At 71.4% G+C, this 19,703-nt stretch carries 14 protein-coding genes and 1 tRNA gene; 2 read left to right on the top strand and 13 right to left on the bottom strand.

All coding sequences use genetic code 11. From position 1 onward, the window contains the following. Nucleotides 1–238 precede the first annotated feature (238 nt). The 8 genes from ACFTZA_RS06705 to ACFTZA_RS06670 all read right to left on the bottom strand — a co-directional run bounded on the left by ACFTZA_RS06705 (nt 239) and on the right by ACFTZA_RS06670 (nt 15,247). The gene (locus tag ACFTZA_RS06705; protein ID WP_378192101.1) at nt 239–4,120 is read right to left on the bottom strand and encodes a DNA-directed RNA polymerase subunit beta'; all 3,882 of its coding nucleotides are present in this window, start codon (nt 4,118–4,120) and stop codon (nt 239–241) included. Nucleotides 4,121–4,253: 133 nt separating this feature from the next. Then, entirely contained in the window at nt 4,254–7,778 is a 3,525-nt protein-coding gene (gene rpoB, locus ACFTZA_RS06700) for a DNA-directed RNA polymerase subunit beta (protein WP_378192099.1), read from the bottom strand. Between the two features lie 478 nt (nt 7,779–8,256). Further along, nucleotides 8,257–8,649, bottom strand: coding sequence for a 50S ribosomal protein L7/L12 (gene rplL / locus ACFTZA_RS06695; RefSeq protein WP_378192097.1), 393 nt, complete (start codon nt 8,647–8,649; stop codon nt 8,257–8,259). A gap of 119 nt (nt 8,650–8,768) precedes the next feature. Next, a complete protein-coding gene (gene rplJ, locus ACFTZA_RS06690) occupies nt 8,769–9,299 on the bottom strand; it encodes a 50S ribosomal protein L10 (protein ID WP_229243435.1) in 531 nt (176 codons plus the stop codon). A gap of 276 nt (nt 9,300–9,575) precedes the next feature. Then, nucleotides 9,576–12,167, bottom strand: coding sequence for a CHAT domain-containing protein (locus tag ACFTZA_RS06685; RefSeq protein WP_378192095.1), 2,592 nt, complete (start codon nt 12,165–12,167; stop codon nt 9,576–9,578). Nucleotides 12,168–12,188: 21 nt separating this feature from the next. Next, entirely contained in the window at nt 12,189–13,967 is a 1,779-nt protein-coding gene (locus ACFTZA_RS06680) for a S8 family serine peptidase (protein WP_378192093.1), read from the bottom strand. A 150-nt stretch (nt 13,968–14,117) separates the two neighbouring features. Then, nucleotides 14,118–14,615, bottom strand: coding sequence for a hypothetical protein (locus ACFTZA_RS06675; RefSeq protein WP_378192091.1), 498 nt, complete (start codon nt 14,613–14,615; stop codon nt 14,118–14,120). Then, nucleotides 14,612–15,247, bottom strand: a complete 636-nt coding sequence (locus tag ACFTZA_RS06670) for an RNA polymerase sigma factor (RefSeq protein WP_378192089.1) — start codon at nt 15,245–15,247, stop codon at nt 14,612–14,614. Before ACFTZA_RS06670 ends, ACFTZA_RS06675 begins: the two co-directional genes overlap by 4 nt. Before the next feature lie 395 nt (nt 15,248–15,642). Here ACFTZA_RS06670 and ACFTZA_RS06665 point away from each other — a divergent pair, with 395 nt between their 5' ends. Continuing rightward, nucleotides 15,643–16,050, top strand: coding sequence for a DUF4383 domain-containing protein (locus ACFTZA_RS06665; RefSeq protein ID WP_378192087.1), 408 nt, complete (start codon nt 15,643–15,645; stop codon nt 16,048–16,050). Beyond that, nucleotides 16,047–16,619, top strand: coding sequence for a hypothetical protein (locus ACFTZA_RS06660; RefSeq protein WP_378192086.1), 573 nt, complete (start codon nt 16,047–16,049; stop codon nt 16,617–16,619). The genes ACFTZA_RS06665 and ACFTZA_RS06660 overlap by 4 nt, the downstream gene beginning before the upstream one ends. A gap of 127 nt (nt 16,620–16,746) precedes the next feature. Here the strand turns inward: ACFTZA_RS06660 and rplA are convergent, their stop codons facing one another. The 5 genes from rplA to ACFTZA_RS06635 form a co-directional block, all read right to left on the bottom strand. Next, nucleotides 16,747–17,463 (bottom strand): 50S ribosomal protein L1, encoded by a 717-nt coding sequence (gene rplA, locus ACFTZA_RS06655; RefSeq protein WP_378192084.1) that lies wholly within the window; start codon nt 17,461–17,463, stop codon nt 16,747–16,749. Nucleotides 17,464–17,589: 126 nt separating this feature from the next. Continuing rightward, nucleotides 17,590–18,021, bottom strand: a complete 432-nt coding sequence (gene rplK / locus ACFTZA_RS06650; protein ID WP_069386558.1) for a 50S ribosomal protein L11 — start codon at nt 18,019–18,021, stop codon at nt 17,590–17,592. 119 nt (nt 18,022–18,140) lie between these two features. Then, on the bottom strand, nt 18,141–18,956 hold the full coding sequence (gene nusG, locus ACFTZA_RS06645) for a transcription termination/antitermination protein NusG (protein WP_378192081.1): 816 nt from the start codon (nt 18,954–18,956) through the stop codon (nt 18,141–18,143). Between the two features lie 125 nt (nt 18,957–19,081). After that, nucleotides 19,082–19,363 carry a preprotein translocase subunit SecE gene (gene secE, locus ACFTZA_RS06640; RefSeq protein ID WP_378192079.1) on the bottom strand — a complete coding sequence of 94 codons (282 nt, stop codon included), beginning with the start codon at nt 19,361–19,363 and terminating at the stop codon, nt 19,082–19,084. A gap of 103 nt (nt 19,364–19,466) precedes the next feature. After that, nucleotides 19,467–19,539, bottom strand: a tRNA-Trp gene (locus tag ACFTZA_RS06635). Nucleotides 19,540–19,703: the final 164 nt, after the last annotated feature.

The raw sequence follows: 19,703 nt of genomic DNA, 5'->3' as shown, positions 1-19,703 counted from the left end.
CCCGTCCGGAGATCACCCGGGCGCCGCGCCGCGTCGAGCCTGAGCATCGACACGGTGGCGAGCCGCGAGGAACATCACGGAGGGCCCGACGGCGCGGGCACGGTTTACCAGGCTACCCGCCACCTGACGGGTAGTCAAAGGTCCTCGTCCCGCCCAGGAGACGAGGACGGGTGCCCGCCCGCGCCCCGACACCTCGCGGTGCGGGTCGCCGGCGGGCACCCGTGTGAAGAGCGTGACGTCAGCGGTAGTCGCCGAAGTCCAGGTCCTCGAGCGGGATCGCCTCGCCGGAGCCCATGCCGAGCGCCGGGAAGTCGATCTCGTCGTAGCCGAAGCTCGGGTAGAGCTCCGTCTTCGCCTGCTCGGTCGGCTCGACCGCGACGTTGCCGTAGCGGGGCAGGCCGGTACCGGCCGGGATGAGCTTACCGATGATGACGTTCTCCTTGAGACCGAGCAGCGGGTCACGACGACCGCTCATCGCGGCCTCCGTGAGCACGCGGGTCGTCTCCTGGAAGGACGCGGCCGAGAGCCACGAGTCGGTCGCGAGCGACGCCTTCGTGATGCCCATGAGCTCCGGACGGCCGGAGGCCGGCTGGCCACCCTCCGCCACGGTGCGCCGGTTCGCGTCCTCGAACCGGCCGCGCTCCGCCAGCTCACCGGGGAGCAGCGGGGCGTCGCCCGAGTCCAGGACCGTGATCCGGCGCAGCATCTGCCGCACGATGACCTCGATGTGCTTGTCGTGGATGTCCACGCCCTGGGAGCGGTAGACCTCCTGGACCTCGTCCACCAGGTGCTTCTGCGTGGCGCGCGGCCCGAGGATGCGCAGGACCTTCTTCGGGTCCACCGCACCCTGGACGAGCTGCTTGCCGACCGTGACGTGCTCGCCGTCCTGCACGAGCAGGCGCGCACGCTTGGTCACCGGGTACGCGATCTCCTCGGAGCCGTCGTCCGGCGTGAGCACCAGACGGCGCGAGCGCTCGCTGTCGTCGATGGAGATCCGGCCCGGGAACTCGGCGATGGGCGCCTCACCCTTGGGGGTGCGGGCCTCGAAGAGCTCCGTGACACGCGGCAGACCCTGCGTGATGTCGTCCGCGGACGCCACACCACCGGTGTGGAACGTACGCATCGTCAGCTGGGTGCCCGGCTCGCCGATCGACTGGGCCGCGATGATGCCGACGGCCTCGCCGATGTCCACGAGCTTGCCCGTCGCGAGCGACCGGCCGTAGCACTTGGCGCACGTCCCGACCCGCGACTCGCAGGTCAGGACCGAGCGGACCTTCGCGTCGCGCACGCCCGCCGCCACGGCGGCGTCGATGAGGACGTCGCCCGCGTCGTCGCCCGCCTTGGCGATGACGTTGCCGTCACCGTCCACGAGGTCGGACGCGAGGGTGCGCGAGTACACGCTCGTCTCCACCTTGGGGTGGCGCACGAGGATCCCCGCGAGCTCCTCCGCGATGGGCAGCGTCAGGCCGCGCTCGGTACCGCAGTCCTCCTCGCGGATGATGACGTCCTGCGACACGTCCACGAGACGACGCGTGAGGTAGCCCGAGTCGGCGGTCCGCAGCGCGGTGTCCGCCAGACCCTTGCGGGCGCCGTGCGTCGCGATGAAGTACTCGAGGACGGACAGGCCCTCGCGGTAGTTGGACTTGATCGGGCGCGGGATGATCTCGCCCTTCGGGTTCGCCACGAGGCCGCGCATACCGGCGATCTGACGGACCTGCATCCAGTTACCACGGGCACCCGAGCCGACCATGCGGTAGACGGTGTTGCGGTCGTTCGCCTCGAGGTTCTCGCGCATGACCGACGCGACCTTGTCCGTCGCCTGCGTCCAGATCTCGATGAGCTCCTGACGGCGCTCGTCGTCCGTGATCAGACCGCGGTCGTACTGCTGCTGGACCTTGAGCGCGCGCTCCTCGTGCTGCTCGAGGATCTCGGCCTTGGCCGCCGGCGTGGCGACGTCGGAGATCGCGATCGTGACGCCCGAGCGGGTCGCCCAGCGGAAGCCGGCGGACTTGAGCGCGTCGAGCGACGCCGCCACCTCGACCTTCGGGTACCGCTCCGCCAGCTCGTTGACGATCGCCGAGAGGCGCTTCTTGTCGACCACCGAGTTCACGTACGGGTAGTCGACCGGCAGCGTCTCGTTGAACAGCGCGCGACCGAGCGTCGTGTCGAACAGGATCGGCTCACCCGGCTCCCAGCCCTCGGGGGCGTCGAAGCCCGACACCGGCGGGACGAGGTCCGTCATGCGGATCTTCACCGGCGCGTTGAGGTCGAGCGACCCCTGGTCGAACGCCATGATCGCCTCGGCCACGGACCCGAACGCGCGACCCTCGCCGACGGTGTCGGACTTGTCGCTCGTCAGGTGGTACAGACCGATGATCATGTCCTGCGAGGGCATGGTCACCGGACGACCGTCCGACGGCTTGAGGATGTTGTTGCTCGAGAGCATGAGGATGCGGGCCTCGGCCTGCGCCTCCGCGCTCAGGGGCAGGTGCACGGCCATCTGGTCGCCGTCGAAGTCCGCGTTGAACGCGGCGCACACGAGCGGGTGCAGGTGGATCGCCTTGCCCTCGACGAGCTGCGGCTCGAACGCCTGGATACCCAGGCGGTGCAGCGTCGGCGCACGGTTGAGCAGCACCGGGTGCTCGGTGATGACCTCTTCGAGCACGTCCCACACGACCGGGCGGGCGCGCTCGACCATGCGCTTGGCGCTCTTGATGTTCTGCGCGTGGTTGAGGTCCACGAGCCGCTTCATGACGAAGGGCTTGAACAGCTCGAGAGCCATCTGCTTGGGCAGACCGCACTGGTGCAGCTTCAGCTGCGGGCCGACGACGATGACCGAACGGCCCGAGTAGTCGACGCGCTTGCCGAGCAGGTTCTGGCGGAACCGGCCCTGCTTGCCCTTGAGCATGTCCGAGATCGACTTGAGCGGGCGGTTGCCCGGGCCGGTGACCGGACGACCACGTCGGCCGTTGTCGAACAGCGAGTCGACGGCCTCCTGAAGCATCCGCTTCTCGTTGTTGACGATGATCTCCGGCGCGCCCAGGTCGAGCAGACGCTTGAGGCGGTTGTTGCGGTTGATCACGCGGCGGTACAGGTCGTTGAGGTCGCTCGTCGCGAAGCGGCCACCGTCGAGCTGCACCATCGGGCGCAGGTCCGGCGGGATGACCGGGACGGCGTCGAGCACCATGCCCGTGGGCGAGTTCGTCGTCGTGAGGAACGCGTTGACGACCTTGAGGCGCTTGAGCGCGCGGGTCTTGCGCTGGCCCTTGCCCGAACGGATCGTCTCGCGCAGCGACTCCGCCTCGGCCTCCAGGTCGAAGCTCTCGAGGCGCTTCTGGATCGCCGCGGCGCCCATCGAGCCCTCGAAGTAGGTGCCGTAGCGGTCCTGCAGGGCGCGGTACAGCATCTCGTCGCCCTCGAGGTCGGCGACCTTGAGGTTCTTGAAGCGGTCCCAGACCTGCTCGAGGCGGTCGAGCTCGGCGTCGGAACGCTTGCGGATCGACGCCATCTCGCGCTCGGCCGAGTCGCGCACCTTGCGGCGCGCGTCGGCCTTGGCGCCCTCGGCCTCGAGCTCGGCCAGGTCGGCCTCGAGCCGCTGCGCGCGGGCGTTGATGTCGTTGTCGCGGCGGTCCGCGATCTCCTTCTTCTCCAGGTCGATCTCGTTCTGGAGGTTGGGGAGGTCCTCCTGGCGACCCTCGTCGTCGACCGACGTGATCATGTACGCCGCGAAGTAGATGACCTTCTCGAGGTCCTTCGGGGCGAGGTCGAGCAGGTAGCCGAGGCGCGAGGGCACGCCCTTGAAGAACCAGATGTGCGTGACCGGGGCGGCGAGCTCGATGTGCCCCATGCGCTCACGGCGCACCTTCGAGCGCGTCACCTCGACGCCGCAGCGCTCGCAGATGATGCCCTTGAAGCGCACGCGCTTGTACTTGCCGCAGTAGCACTCCCAGTCCCGGGTGGGGCCGAAGATCTTCTCGCAGAAGAGGCCGTCCTTCTCGGGCTTGAGGGTGCGGTAGTTGATGGTCTCGGGCTTCTTGACCTCACCGTGCGACCAGGCACGGATGTCGTCGGCCGTGGCCAGGCCGATGCGCAGCTCGTCGAAGACGTTGACGTCGAGCAAGGTGTCCTACTTCCTTCGTCTGCCGGTCCGCGGCCGGGGGCCGGGACCGACTTCATCAAGACGGGGTGGGTGCGGGTCGGGGCGGGAGCGGTGCGCGGTCGTGGACCGGGCACCGCTCCCGGCCTGCCCGAGATCAGATCTCGTCGACGCTCGCGGCGGCGTTGGGACGCCGGGACAGGTCGATGCCGAGCTCCTCGGCCGCGCGGTACACGTCGTCGTCGGACTCGCGCATCTCGATCGAGACGCCGTCGCTCGAGAGCACCTCGACGTTCAGGCACAGCGACTGCATCTCCTTGAGGAGCACCTTGAAGGACTCCGGGATGCCCGAGTCGGGGATGTTCTCCCCCTTGACGATGGCCTCGTACACCTTCACGCGACCGGGGACGTCGTCCGACTTGATCGTCAGGAGCTCCTGCAGCGTGTACGCCGCGCCGTACGCCTCGAGGGCCCACACCTCCATCTCGCCGAAGCGCTGACCGCCGAACTGCGCCTTACCACCCAGCGGCTGCTGCGTGATCATCGAGTACGGACCGGTCGAGCGCGCGTGGATCTTGTCGTCGACCAGGTGGTGGAGCTTGAGGATGTACATGTAACCGACCGACACCGGGTCCGGGAACGGCTCGCCGGAGCGGCCGTCGAACAGGCGCGCCTTGCCGTCGCCGCCGACCATGCGGTCGCCGTCGCGGTTCGGGATGGTCGACGACAGCAGACCGGTCAGCGCGTTCTCCTGGAGGCCGTCGAAGACCGGGGTCGCGACGGGGCGGCCCGGCTCGGACGACGCGGCGATCTCGGGGACGTCCGCCTTCCACGACCCGCCGTCCGCGATGGCGTCGCCGTCGGCGAGGGTGATGTCCCACCCCTGCTTGGCGATCCAGCCGAGGTGGGTCTCGAGGACCTGGCCGACGTTCATGCGGCCGGGGACACCGAGCGGGTTGAGGACGACGTCGACCGGCGTCCCGTCCTCGAGGAACGGCATGTCCTCGACGGGCAGGATCTTGGAGATGACGCCCTTGTTGCCGTGACGGCCGGCGAGCTTGTCGCCGTCCGTGATCTTGCGGCGCTGCGCGATGTAGACGCGCACCAGCTGGTTCACACCGGCGGGCAGCTCGTCGCCGTCCTCGCGGTTGAACTCGCGCACGCCGATGACCGTGCCGGACTCGCCGTGGGGCACCTTCAGCGAGGTGTCGCGCACCTCGCGCGCCTTCTCGCCGAAGATCGCGCGCAGCAGGCGCTCCTCCGGGGTCAGCTCGGTCTCGCCCTTCGGGGTGACCTTGCCGACCAGGACGTCGCCCGCGCCGACCTCGGCACCGATGCGGATGATGCCGCGCTCGTCGAGGTCCGCCAGGACGTCCTCGGAGACGTTCGGGATGTCCCGCGTGATCTCCTCGGGGCCGAGCTTGGTGTCGCGCGCGTCGACCTCGTGCTCCTCGATGTGGATCGAGGAGAGCACGTCGTCCTGCACGAGACGCTGGCTGAGGATGATCGCGTCCTCGTAGTTGTGGCCCTCCCACGACATGAACGCCACGAGGAGGTTGCGGCCGAGCGCGAGCTCGCCCTCGTCCGTCGCCGGGCCGTCCGCGAGCACGGAGCCGACCTCGACGCGCTGGCCCTCGTCGACGAGCACGCGCTGGTTGTAGCTCGTCCCCTGGTTCGAGCGGCGGAACTTCGCGGCACGGTAGCTCGTCGTGGTCGCGTCGTCGTTGGCGACGACGATGAGGTCCGCGGAGACCTCGGTGACCACGCCGGGCTTGTTCGCGACGATGACGTCGCCGGCGTCGACCGCCGCGCGCCACTCCATGCCGGTCCCGACGAGCGGGGCCTCGGAGCGGACCAGCGGCACGGCCTGGCGCTGCATGTTGGCGCCCATGAGCGCGCGGTTGGCGTCGTCGTGCTCGAGGAACGGGATGAGCGCCGTCGCGACCGACACCATCTGGCGCGGGGAGACGTCCATGTAGTCGACCTGCCCGCCGGGCACGATCTCGACCTCGCCGCCCTTGGTGCGCACGAGCACGCGCTCGTCCGCGAAGGAGCCGTCGGCGTTCAGCACCTGGTTCGCCTGGGCGATGATGTGGCGGTCCTCGTCGTCGGCCGTCAGGTACACGACCTCGTCGGTGACCTTGCCGTCCGTGACCTTGCGGTACGGCGTCTCGATGAACCCGAACGGGTTGATGCGGCCGTACGACGCGAGCGAGCCGATGAGACCGATGTTCGGGCCCTCAGGGGTCTCGATCGGGCACATGCGGCCGTAGTGCGACGGGTGGACGTCGCGGACCTCCATGCCGGCACGGTCGCGCGACAGACCACCGGGACCGAGCGCCGAGAGGCGACGCTTGTGCGTCAGGCCGGCGAGAGGGTTGTTCTGGTCCATGAACTGCGAGAGTTGCGACGTGCCGAAGAACTCGCGGATGGACGCCACGACCGGGCGGATGTTGATGAGCGTCTGCGGCGTGATCGCCTCGACGTCCTGCGTCGTCATGCGCTCGCGCACGACGCGCTCCATCCGGGACAGGCCCGTGCGGACCTGGTTCTGGATGAGCTCGCCCACGGCGCGGATGCGACGGTTGCCGAAGTGGTCGATGTCGTCGGTCTCGACGCGCACCTCGACGGACTCACCGGCACGGCTGCCCGGGATGCTTGCGTGGTCGGCGTGCAGGGCGGCGAGGTACTTGATCGTCGCGACGACGTCCGAGACGGACAGCGTCGAGTCGGTCAGCGGCGCGTCGATGCCGAGCTTCTTGTTCGCCTTGTAGCGGCCAACCTTCGCGAGGTCGTAGCGCTTGGGGTTGAAGTAGAAGTTCTCCAGCAGCGCGCGGCCGGCCTCGACCGTCGGCGGCTCGCCCGGACGGATCTTGCGGTACAGGTCGACGAGCGCCTCGTCCTGCGTGTGGACGTGGTCCTTCTCGAGGGTGTCGAGCACGGACGGGAAGTCGGCGAACTGCTCGCGGATCTCGGCCTCGGACAGGCCGAGGGCCTTGAGCAGGACCGTGACGGACTGCTTGCGCTTGCGGTCGACGCGCACGCCCACGGCGTCGCGCTTGTCGATCTCGAACTCGAGCCACGCCCCGCGCGAGGGGATGATCTTCGCGGAGAAGATGTCCTTGTCGCTCGTCTTGTCGGCCGCACGCTCGAAGTACACGCCGGGCGAGCGGACGAGCTGGGACACGACGACGCGCTCGGTGCCGTTGATGATGAACGTGCCGCGCTCCGTCATGAGCGGGAAGTCGCCCATGAAGACCGTCTGGCTCTTGATCTCGCCGGTGTTGTAGTTGACGAACTCGGCGGTGACGAAGAGCGGCGCGGCGTAGGTGAAGTCCTTCTCCTTGCACTCGTCCGCCGTGTACTTGGGCGGCTCGAAGCGGTGGTTGGAGAACGACAGCGACATGGAGGACCCGAAGTCCTCGATCGGCGAGATCTCCTCGAAGATCTCCTCGAGACCGGACGTCGCGGGGACGTCCTCGCGGCCGGCGGCGCTCGCCGCGGCGACGCGCGCCTGCCACGCCTCGTTGCCGAGGAGCCAGTCGAAGCTCTCGGTCTGGAGGCCCAGCAGGTCGGGAACCTCGAGGGGCTCGTGGATCTTGGCGAAGGAGACGCGGCGCGACGCTGTGCGGTTCGCGATGGCGTCGGCGGACGGAGCAGAAGGGGTGCGCGAGGCAGCCAAGAGGGGTCCTTCCCTGCAGATCGAAAGAACGCTGCACCGCCCGGCTGGTCGCGATCACCGCCGCCACGACTTCTCGCGGACGCGCACGTACGTCGGCGAGTGGTCGGGGGTATTTGAGATCGGGGGCACAGGACAGCGCAAAGCGTTAGCATACCCCCTTGTGGCGTCACCGTCCACACCGACGGCGCACCGACTCCCGGGCCACGTCCTGACGTCCTCGGACGCCCGCCCGGTACTCCGTGCACGGGCCTCGTCGCCCAGCTCTGCCGGCAGCCTGCACCCGCAGCATCGTCGACCTCGCTGTCCTGCTCCGCCGACCCGCACATGGTGGCACACACCACGGTGATCCGTGAAGCCGGACGCGCACCCGACCGCCACCGGGTCTGCACGCCGCGGACACGACGAGGCCCGCACCCCGAGCGGGGTGCGGGCCTCGTGCGGCGTGACGACCGGCCCCGTCAGGACGGGACCGGCGGGATCACTTGAGGGTGACCGTGGCGCCGGCGCCCTCGAGGGCAGCCTTGGCCTTCTCGGCCGTCTCCTTGTTCGCGCCCTCCAGGACCGGCTTCGGGGCGCCGTCCACGAGGTCCTTGGCCTCCTTCAGGCCGAGGGACGTGAGCGCGCGCACCTCCTTGATGACCTGGATCTTCTTGTCGCCGGCGGACTCGAGGATGACGTCGAACTCGTCCTTCTCCTCCTCGGCCGGGGCGTCGCCACCGGCGCCACCCGCGGCGGGGGCGACCGCGACGGCGGCGGGGGCGGCGGCGGTGACCTCGAAGGTCTCCTCGAAGGCCTTCACGAACTCGTTGAGCTCGATGAGGGTGAGGCCCTTGAACTGCTCGATGAGCTCGTCGGTGCTGAGCTTCGCCATGATGGCGTTCCTTTCGGTCGGTGCTCGGCAGCGGCCCGGTGCGGGCCTGCCAGAAGCGGGGTGTGTGCTTGCGCTGCGGTGATCGCGTGCTGCGGCACGGGAGGCGTGCCGAGCCGGGATCAGGCGGCAGCGCCCTCCGATTCCTGCTTCTGACGCAGGGCATCGATGACGCGGGCGGCCTCGGCGGGCTTCGCGGTGAAGACGTACGCAGCCTGGAACAGCTTCGCCTTCATCGCGCCGGCCGCCTTGGCCAGCAGGACCTCGCGGGACTCGAGGTCCGCGAGCTTCGTGACCTCCGCGGCGGTCAGGGGGCGTCCGTCGAGGACACCACCCTTGATGACCAGCGCGGGGTTCGCCTTGGCGAAGTCACGCAGACCCTTGGCCGCCTCGACCGGGTCCCCGGTGACGAAGGCGATCGCCGACGGGCCCTGCAGGTCGGCGTCGAGTCCCTCGACACCGGCCTCCTTGGCCGCGATGGCGGTCAGCGTGTTCTTCACCACGGCGTAGGTTGCGTTGCCGCTGAGCGACCGACGCAGCTGCTTGAGCTGCGCGACGGTGAGCCCGCGGTACTCGGTCAGCACGGCAGCGTTCGAGTCGCGGAACTTGTCCGAGATCTCGGCGACTGCGGCTGCCTTGTCCGGCCTCGCCATGGCAATCCTTCCGGTGGTGGTACCACCGGCGTGGGTCCCGGAACGAGAAAGAGCCCCGCGCAGGCGCGGGGCTCGCAGTCGTGAGGCGGCACGGGGCCGGACGCACGTCCGTCGGTTCGCTACCTGCGCTGGCCCCCGCCTCGTGGCGGGACTTCGGTCTCGTGCGTGACGCAGGGAGCTGCGGGCAGCGCGGGACGACCGGCGGTCTTGGGTACGCCGACCATCGTACGGGACGACGGCGGGTGATCCAAACCGCTCCCCCGGGTCACCCCCCGGTCAGAGGACCAGCGGGCCGAAGCAGACGAGCGGCACGGGCTCCGTCTCGTCCGCGACGGCGCGGGCGAGCGCGGCGCCCGGCATGGCGCCCGCGCGCAGCTCGGCGTGCAGCGCGGGCATGACGCGCGCGGCGACGTCGTCGCGCAGCGGGGCGACGCTGGCTATGACGGCGCGCGCGCCCAGGCGGAGGAGGACGCTCGTCAGCCCGAGCGACTCCCCGCCGATGCGCGGCGTCGAGAGACCGACCTCGCACGCGGAGAGGACGACGACGACACCCCGCAGGTCGAAGCCGTCGAGCTCGTGCGCGAACAGCGGGCCGTCGGCGAGCCGCAGCGACGAGAACAGCGGGTTGTCCGTGTCGTGCGTGCCGTGCGCCGCGACGTGGACGACACCTGCGCCCTCGAACCCCTCGACGACGGACGCGCACGTGGCGTCCAGACCGGTCAGCGTGGTGGAGCTGTCCCACACCGAGGAGACGAGCTTCGCCTCGGCCCCCGCGAACCGCAGGCCCGGCCCGGCGACGACGAGCGCGTGGTCGGTGCGCCGCGTCGGCTCGCCGCGTCGCAGGTCGACCCAGGAGTTGGCCCAGGTACGGCGGCCCCTGCGCGACGGGAGCGCCGCCCACGGCACGGCGAGCAGGAGGTCTCGCGCCGCGACGTGCAGGTCCCCGGCCGCGTCGAGAGGGCGGACGAGCGTGTCGTCGAACCACGTGAGCGTCCTGCGCAACGACGCGACCGCCGCCTCACGCATCGGCACCGGGATGAGCGCGTTGGACAGCACCGCGAAGTCGGCGCGCGCACGGCGGACCCGCTCGCCGACCTCCTCGATCGGCGCCAGCCGGAGCAGTCGCGACCCCGTCGCCGACACACGCACGGCCGTCACCTCGCCGTCGTGCACGAGGAGGTCGGCCACGACCCCGTCCGTGCCCCGGGCCTCCAGCGCACCGCGCACGACCCGTTCCTTCGCGGGCGTCGGCGTCGTGGCCCCGCCCGCGTGCTGCCACGACCGACGACGCGCCTCGTCCTGCATGCGACGCGCCTCCCGCAGGTGCTGCTGGCGCCGCAGGAGCTGCTCCTGGTCGTCGGTCGCGCCGACGTCACGGGCCGCCTCGATCTCCCGGCGCGCCGCGGTGAGCAGCCTCGCGAGCTCCGGATCCGCCGGGGGCCGCACGCGTCCCGAACCGGCGAAGGTCGCCCTACCCCGCTCGACCGCGTCGAAGACGGCGGCGGGGCGGCCGGTCTCCAACGCCGAGTCGACGTCGACGTTGCCGAGGTGCACGGCGTGGACGGCCGCCGCCGTCACCGCGTCGACGGACCCGAGCCGCTCCCGGTACTCCGCGATCGCGCGCTGGCCGCCCCGGACGGCGCGGACCCCGCCGCGGCGGTCCTCGCGAGCGAAGGCGAGCTGAGCACGCACCGCCTCACGCTGGACGCGCACCGGGAAGGGGGCCCAGGGCCGCAGCCGGGGCACCTCGCGCAGGATCCGGTCCGCCTCGTCGTGGGCGCCGCCGAGCAGGGCCCACTCGGCAGCGTAGAGCCGCGCCGGCACGCCGACGCCGTACCGGGCGACGGCACCGCGCGCGTCTCCGTCGCGGGCGACGGCGAGCGCCGTCTGGAGGCCGCGGGCCGCGCGTCGGCGGCCGGCCCTCGTCCCCGTGCCGGCGGCGCGGTCCGCCCCGAGCATGGCCTCGAGCTCGACGACGCGTGCGTACAGCGCCCACGTCGGGTTGCCCGACCGCGTGTAGAGGTGCCGCGCCTTGCGGGCGAGCGCCCCCGCCTCCGTGAACCGTCGGAGCCCGACCATGCAGCGGGCTCTGTCGAGCACGGCCTCGGCACGCTCCTGCCCCAGTCCCTCGTCGACGAGCAGGGCCTCGGCGTCCTGCAGGAGCCGTTCCGCCTCCGACAGGAGGCCCACGTCGAGGAGCACCCGGGCACGTCCCGCGAGAGCCAGGCCGTCCGGGCCGTCCGGGAGGAGCCGGACGGACTCCTCCATGCGCAGCAGCGCCGCCGGGACGTCGCCCTGGAGCTGGTGGACGAAGCCGATGTTGTGCATCGCGAACGACACGTAGTAGTCGTTCCCGAGCTGCCGGGCGTGCCGCACCGCGGTCTCGAAGTCGTCGAGCGCCGCGTCGAGCGCACCGAGGTCGACCAGGGCCGAACCGCGGTTGAGGTGCAGCACGGCGATGTCCCGGTGGTCCTCGGGATCACCCTGCTGGAGCGCGGCCGTCAGGGGCCGCACGGCGGCCTGGCTGTCGCCCGAGCGCAGCAGCAGCACGCCGCGCTGGCCGCTGACGACCGCGAGGAGATGTGCCTGCCCGGCCGAGTCCGCGAGCGCGCCGGCCTCGTCGAGCAGGCGGTTCCCCTCGTCCATGCTGCCGGTCAGGGCGTAGGCGCAGGCGGCCCGGCCCACCAGGGCGCGGACGCGCAGCTCGACGGACCACCCGGTCCGGCCGTCGCCGCGTCGCTCCCACCGCTCGACGTCGGCGACCAGGCGACGGAACTCCGTCGACGCGGCCCGCACCTTCGCGAGGGCGTTGAGCTCCTGCGCGCGGCGGAGACGGTCGGCGAACGCACGACGGACGTCGTCGCTCACCCGACCGCCCCCTCACAGGGATCACTCGGCGAAGACTCCCGGCGCGTACAGTCCCGGCACACGTCGAACAGCATCCCACGCGACCGCGGTCCGCCGTGCGACGACCTCGTCGGGCCGGGCGGGGTCCCCCTCCGACTCCCCCGTGCGCGAGCGCAGGATCTGCTCGGCGATCTCCGCGGCGAGGTAGGGCGCCGAGAACGACGTCCCGCTCCAGGTGGCGAACCCGCCGCGGAAGTCGTCCGGGTCGACGGAGGAGCGGACCCCGGGTCCCAGACGCTCGGGGAGCCGCACCGAGGGGGTGACCGGGCCGTCGATCGTCGTCGGCATCGTGCTCACCACGGCGGCGCCGGGCCTGACCGTGGTCACCCAGGGACCGTCGTTGCTGAAGACGGCGACGCTCGAGTCCGGGTTCGTCGCGCCGACGGCGAGGATCGGCGTGTAGTCCGGCTTGAGGTCCTCCGGCTGCCGCGGCACCGCACCGTCCTGCATCCGGTCCACCCGCGGGGTCCAGGCGGCGGGGAACATCGGCCGCGTCGTCCCGTCGTTCCCCGCCGCCACGACGACCACGACGCCTGCCCTGCGCAGCGCGCGCAGGACGCGTCGGAGCGGGCCGTCGTAGCCGTAGTCCTCGGGCTGCTCGTGGTAGTAGCCCATGGCGAGGACCACCACGTCCACGGGGTGGTAGCCGTCCTCGCCGCTCAGCCCGCGGCGGTGGAAGCGCAGCAGCCGCCACAAGGTGTGGAGGACCTCCCACTCGGGGACGTCCCCGGACCCCCCGAAGGCGCGGACGGAGAGGATGGTGGCGTCCGGGCAGAGCTGGTGGACGATGCCGGCCATGAACGTGCCGTGGCCCGCCACCGGGTCGAGGGGGCCCGTGAGCGGGTCCTTGCTCATCCCCCCGAACTCCGCGTCCTCGGAGTCGAGCGCGGGCACGGGGTAGCTCCCGATCGGCGCACCGTCGAGCGTGGCGTCCCGCACGACGACGGAGTCCGGCCTGTCGCTCGGCTCGCCGGGGACGTAGTCGCCGAACCACGGGTGCGTGCCCACTCCGGTGTCCACGAGGGCGACCACGGGACGTCGCGCCCCGTCCGCCGTGACCCACGGGCTCGCCCCGTCGGCGAAGCGGCGGACCGGACGTGGAGCGATGAGCCGCACGGGGGCCAGCCCGCCGGACCCCGGCATCCCGTACTCGTCGACCGCGCTCACCGGCAGGGGCGTCGACCGGGGCCGGGCGACCGGGACGAACGGCAGCGGGGTCGTGCGCGCCCGCTGGGCGCGCAGCACGTGGTCGAGGCCCGCTCGCGGTGCGTCGACCCCGTCGTCCTCGGCCAGCTCCCGGAGCTCGGACACGATGCGCTCGAGCACCTCCCAGGTGTCCACGTCGACGTCGTCCGACCGGACGGGGACGAACCGGAGCGCGTAGCCGAACGGGTCGCCGTCGTCCGCGTCCTGCGCGCCGGGCTGGGCGTCGAGAGCGACCCGGTACCCCATGTCGGCCGCGATCCTCCGGACCCCGTCGAGCCACGTGGTGGGCTCGTCACCCGGCGTCCACGCCGGCAGCGCGACCTCGGTGCCCGCCTCGCCCGTCGTCGGGGCGGCCTGGCTCGCGACGAGCTCGGCGAGCTCGGCGGGAGGAGCCCCCCGGACGATGAGACGGTCCGCCACGTAGGCGGTCGGCTCGACGCGCGAGGCGCCCGGGCTGCGACGCACGCGGTCCGGGTCGAGGTGGCGGACGGGGCGGCGTCCGCCCGCGGCGTCGCGCACCGTACGGACGAGGGGGGTCTCCGGGGTCTCGCTCACGTGGTCTCCTCAGGTTGCAGACGGGCAGGCCGCGATCCGCGCGCGTCGGAGCGCGGGGGAACGGCCGGGGCGGCAGACGTCGCCGCCGGGCGGTGGGGGTCGCACGGGCGTCGCGGACGGGCCGTGCCCGCCCGCGACGTCGGTCGGTCGTCAGAGCTCGACGACGGGCGTGCTCACGGCGGAGCCGGCGTGGTCGGTGCGGCGCACGACGAGGCTCGCCGGCCCGCGGTCGACGTCGTCGAAGACGAACCGTCCGTCCTCGTCGCTCGTCGTCTCGGTCACGGAGCCGGGCCGGTGCAGCTCGACGCGCAGCGACGTCGCGGGCGCGGCCCAGCCGTCGATGCGCACGCGCCCCCCCTCGACGGGCGACAGGGAGATCATCACGGTCACGGACTCGGACGTGAACGTGATGGTCCGCGCCTCGACCGGCGGGGCCTCCCCGCGCACCGACATCTCGGGTACCTGCACGTACTCGAGCTCCATGACCTCGGCCTCCAGGCCGGCGAGCGTGACGGCGAACAGCGAGCGCTCGGCGAGACCCGCCGGCACGGGGTCGAGGGCCTCGGCGATGCGTGCCAGGTCGGCGAGCAGCGCGACGTCGACCTCGTCGAGGGGTTCGTCCGGGCTGTGCCTGAACTCGGTGCTCATGATGCTTCCCACGATTCCCCCTGGACGTCGATGATGTCGCGCAGCTTGGCGAGGCAGCGGCCACGCGTGGAGCCGATGCTGCCCACGGGCATGCCCGTGGCGGCCGAGATGGCCTTGTAGTCGGGCCGGTCGGCGAGCGACACGAGCCGCAACAGCTTCTGACATCGTTCGGGCAGCCGCGCCAGGGCGCGCCACAGGCCTCGGTCGCGCTCGTTGGTCAGCACCTCGACGTCGGGCGTCGGGTCGTTCGAGGGCAGCGTGGGCACGCCCTCCTCCGTGTCGTCGGGGAGCTCGGTGCGGCGACGCGCCTCGTCGCGCTGCTTGCGGACCGCCTCCCAGGCCGCGCGCTTGGCGGTGATGAGCAGCCACTTGAGGACCGCGTGCGGCTCCTTGATCGTCATCGCGTTGCGGACGAGCGCGACCCACACGGTCTGCACGACGTCGTCCGCCTGCTCGCGGTCGACGCCCTGGGCCCGCACGGTGTGCCACAGCAGCGGCGTCGCCTCGCGGACGAAGCCGGCCAGTGCGTCGTTGCGCCCGTCCCGGTACTCGAGGAGGGCGAACGCTCCGCGGTCACCCAGGCTCGACGCCGGCTCTCCGGTGTCCCGGAGCTCGTCGGTGGACCTCGTCATCAGCGGCACCGTCCTTGGCACGCTCGTCTGCTCGGGCACCAGCGGAGACTCCGCAGGAGCGCCCGAGTCTAGGGCGTCGCCGTCCGGCTCGACAACCATCATCACAGGTCACGACCCTCCTGGCGCGTGCCGGCTCACGGTCATCGTTCTCCCTCGTCGTGGGCGGATGGGGTGGTCGGGTGCGTCGGCCTCCACCTCTGCGCCTGGACGAGAGGGACCGTCGGCGCGCCTGATACATCCTCGGACGTCCAGTTCTTCCTCGGGGAGCGCCACGGACGCTCCCACCCCGCACCCACGAGCCGCGGAGCCACCCATCCGGAGCCGTCCGGGCTCCGAACCACGTCCGACGCACGGGACGTCCCCGTGCGCACGACCGACGAAAGTGGGTACCCACGATGACCTCGTCCCCGAACCGCCTCCTCGCGGCCGTCTTCGGCGCCGTCTACCTCCTGGTGGGAGTGGCCGGCTTCGTCGTGACCTCCGGCGTCGGGTTCGCCGCGACCGAGGGCCGCGACCTCCTGCTGTTCGAGGTGAACCCGCTGCACAACATCGTGCACCTCGGCATCGGCGCCGCGCTCCTGCTGGCGTCACGCTCCGTCGGCGCGGCCAGGGCGGTCAACACGACGATCGGCGCCGTCTACCTGCTCGTGGGGGTGCTCGGGCTCTTCCTCGTGGGGACGGCGGCGAACATCATCGCGCTCAACGGCGCGGACAACGTGCTGCACCTCGCGAGCGCCATCCTGCTCCTCGGCGTCGGGCTGTCGGCCGACAAGCGCGTGGGCGCCAGCACCGCGTCGGCGTGAACGCCCGGCCACCCCTCCTGCGCGTCCTGCTCGGGTTCTCCCTGCTGGGCGCCGGGATCGTCAACCTCGGACTCGTCCGCGGGACGTTCCCGGCCCCCGCAGGGGTGCTCGCTCTCATGCTCGGCGCGGCCGAGACAGCGGCAGCGCTCCCGACGCTCGCCGGCACGGCACCGCGCCGTGCGAGCCCGACGGCGCTCGGACGGCTGGCGGTCGGGTCGCTCGTCCTCGCGAGCGTCGCCCAGGCAGCCTTCGCCGTCGCCCCCGGCGCGACCCTCGGACCGGCCGTCACCGCCACTGCCGCGCTGCAGCTCGCCGCGGCAGGTGCCGTCGGCATCCTCACGCGCAGCGCGCCACCCGGCGCCGCGACGACGACCGCCCAGTCGGTCGACGTCGCCCCGCACCCCGGCCGTCACAGCACGGCGTCGCTCGGCGCACTGTTCCTCGGCGCCGTCCTCATCTCCACCGTCGCGACGTTCGGGCTCAGCGGCACGGAGGCGGCGGAGCACGCCGTCCCGCACGGCCAGCACCACCTGCCCGACATCCCCGGGCTGCACCAGCACCACCCGTGACGCAGCGCTCGACCCCGCACGCAGCGCCCGCTCCCCCACGCACGAAACGCCGACGGCGCGGCTCCCCGGTCCGGGGAACCGCGCCGTCGGCGTGGTGCTGCGGGCGGACTGCCGCCGACGCGTCGCGTCAGGCCGCGTCGTCCTCGAGCAGCTTCGTCGTCTTCGACTGGTCCAGCGGGATGCCGGGGCCCATCGTCGTCGTCATCGTGGCCTTCGTGATGTACCGGCCCTTCGAGGACGACGGCTTGAGACGCAGCACCTCCTCGATCACCGCCGCGTAGTTCTCCACCAGCTGCTTCTCGTCGAACGAGACCTTGCCGATGATGAAGTGCAGGTTCGAGTGCTTGTCGACGCGGAACTCGATCTTGCCGCCCTTGATGTCGGACACGGCCTTCGTCACGTCCATCGTCACCGTGCCGGTCTTCGGGTTCGGCATGAGACCACGGGGGCCGAGCACCTTGCCCAGGCGGCCGACCTTGCCCATGAGGTCCGGCGTCGCGACCGCGGCGTCGAAGTCCGTGTAGCCCCCGGCGACCTTCTCGATGAGGTCGTCGCCGCCGACCTCGTCGGCACCGGCCGCACGGGCCTCCTCCGCCTTCGCCGCGTTGGCGAAGACGATGACGCGGGCCGTCTTGCCCGTGCCGTTCGGGAGGTTCACCGTGCCGCGGACCATCTGGTCCGCCTTGCGCGGGTCCACACCCAGGCGGAAGACGACCTCGACGGTCGCGTCGTACTTGACCGACGACGTCTCCTTGGCGAGACGGACGGCCTCGAGCGGAGCGTAGAGACGCTCGCGGTCGATCTTCTCCTCGGCGTTGCGGTACGCCTTGCTGCGCGTTGCCATGCTGCTTCTCCTTCTGCAGTCGTGGTCAGCGGGTCCGCGCGGACCCTGCCACTGCCGTCCACGGTCGTGGACGGGGTAGGCCTTCCCCGCTCCCGGTCACCGGGGCGGAGGAGGCCTTCGAGGGCGTCAGCCCTCGACGGTGATGCCCATCGAACGGGCCGTGCCCGCGATGATCTTCGAGGCGGCCTCGACGTCGTTCGCGTTGAGGTCCTCGAGCTTGGACTGGGCGATCTCGCGCACCTGGTCGGCCGTGATCTTGGCGACCTTGACGGTGTGCGGGGTGGCCGAGCCCTTCTGGATGCCCGCGGCCTTCTTGATGAGCTCCGCGGCCGGCGGCGTCTTCGTGACGAAGGTGAAGGAACGGTCCTCGTAGACCGTGATCTCCACCGGGATCACGTTGCCGCGCTGCGACTCGGTCGCCGCGTTGTAGGCCTTGCAGAACTCCATGATGTTCACGCCGTGCTGACCGAGCGCGGGGCCGATCGGCGGGGCGGGCGTCGCCGCGCCGGCCTGGATCTGGAGCTTGATGAGGCCGGAGACCTTCTTCTTGGGAGGCATGACTCTTCCCTGGCTTTCTTCTCGTGGGCCGACGCCGTGGGCGATGACCCGGTTGCAGTGCAGCGCTCACGCGCGCGACGGGAGCCGCGCGCCGCGACCGGTCCTGGCGACCGTTCGCGTCAGATCTTGGCGACCTGGTTGAACGACAGCTCGACCGGGGTCTCCCGGCCGAAGATGGAGACGAGGACCTTGAGCTTCTGGTTCTCGACGTTGATCTCGGAGATCGTGGCGGGCAGCGTGTCGAACGGGCCGTCCGTGACGGTGACCGACTCCCCGACGGTGAAGTCGACCTGCACCGGGGCCTTCGCCTGCGCGGGAGCCGGCTTGCCGGGCTCCGGAGCCGGGGCCAGCATCGGCGCGAGCATCGAGAAGACCTCGTCGAGCGTCAGCGGCACGGGCTGGTGGGTGTGGCCGACGAAGCCGGTGACACCCGGCGTGTGGCGCACGGCGCCCCACGACTCGTCGGTGAGGTCCATGCGCACGAGGACGTAGCCGGGGATGCGGACGCGACGCACGATCTTCTTCTGCGCGTTCTTGATCTCGGCCACCTCCTCCATGGGGACCTCGATCTGGAAGATGTAGTCCTCCATGTTCAGGCTCTGGATGCGGTTCTCCAGGTTGGCCTTCACACGGTTCTCGTAGCCCGCGTAGGAGTGGATGACGTACCAGTCGCCCGGCTGCGTGCGCAGCGTGCGCTTGAACTCCGCGACCGGGTCCTCGATGACGTCGCCGTCCTCGTCCACCGGGCGGGCCTCGGCGTCGTCGGCCTCGTCCGCGTCGGCCTCGTCCGTGCCGACCTCCTGCGTGGTCTCGACGGACGCGTCGTCACCCTCGGCGACCTCGGGAGCCTCCGTGGTCTCGTCGACCTCGTCCTGGGCACCCTCGGGCTGCGTCGGGTCGACGTTCTCCGTCTGGTCCAGCGACTCCTGGGACACGAACGAACCTGCTTTCTGCTGACCTGCTGCGATGACTGGTGGAAGGACTGCTGCTGGAAGCGCCGACGGCGCCCCGAGGGGCGCTGGGTGCCGATGACCCGGCACTGCGGGTACGACGTTGCGGGCTAGTCCCCGAAGACCCACAGGACGGCCTGGCCGATCCCGAGGTCGAGCACCGTCACGAAGGCCATGACGACCAGCACGAAGACCAGCACCACGGTGGTGAAGGTGATGAGCTCGGAGCGCGTCGGCGTGACGACCTTGCGCAGCTCGGCCACCACCTGGCGCACGAAGAGGGCGATGCGGGCGAAGACGTTGGGCTTCTTCTCCCCTGCGGGACGGCCCTTCTTCACCTCGTCGGCGCGTGCGCCGTCCGCACCCACGGCCTCTGACGGCGATTCGCTCACTGATCTACCCCATCGCTGACGTGCGGGACGTGCCCCGGACCTGCTGGAACTTCGCGGTGCAATCCGTTCTTCGGACCACGCACGCCGCGGACGACGTGCTGAGCAGGGTAGACAGGACTCGAACCTGCAACCTGCGGTTTTGGAGACCGCTGCGCTACCAATTGCGCCACTACCCTTCGCGACCGACGCCCTTGCCGGCGAGCCGTGCACACTGCCAGGAGCCCGTCGAGGCGCGGCCCAGCATGGTGGGCGTCAACCACCGAGGGACCACTGTACGCGACGGCGGGCCGCGGGTCGAACCGCCCTCGCGGCTCCGCGCCCGGGTGCCGCGCACCGGCAG

Origin of the sequence: Cellulosimicrobium sp. NPDC057127 (assembly GCF_042670945.1) — a bacterium.
Taxonomy (GTDB): domain Bacteria; phylum Actinomycetota; class Actinomycetes; order Actinomycetales; family Cellulomonadaceae; genus Cellulosimicrobium.
This window is presented reverse-complemented; position numbering and strand designations above follow the sequence as displayed.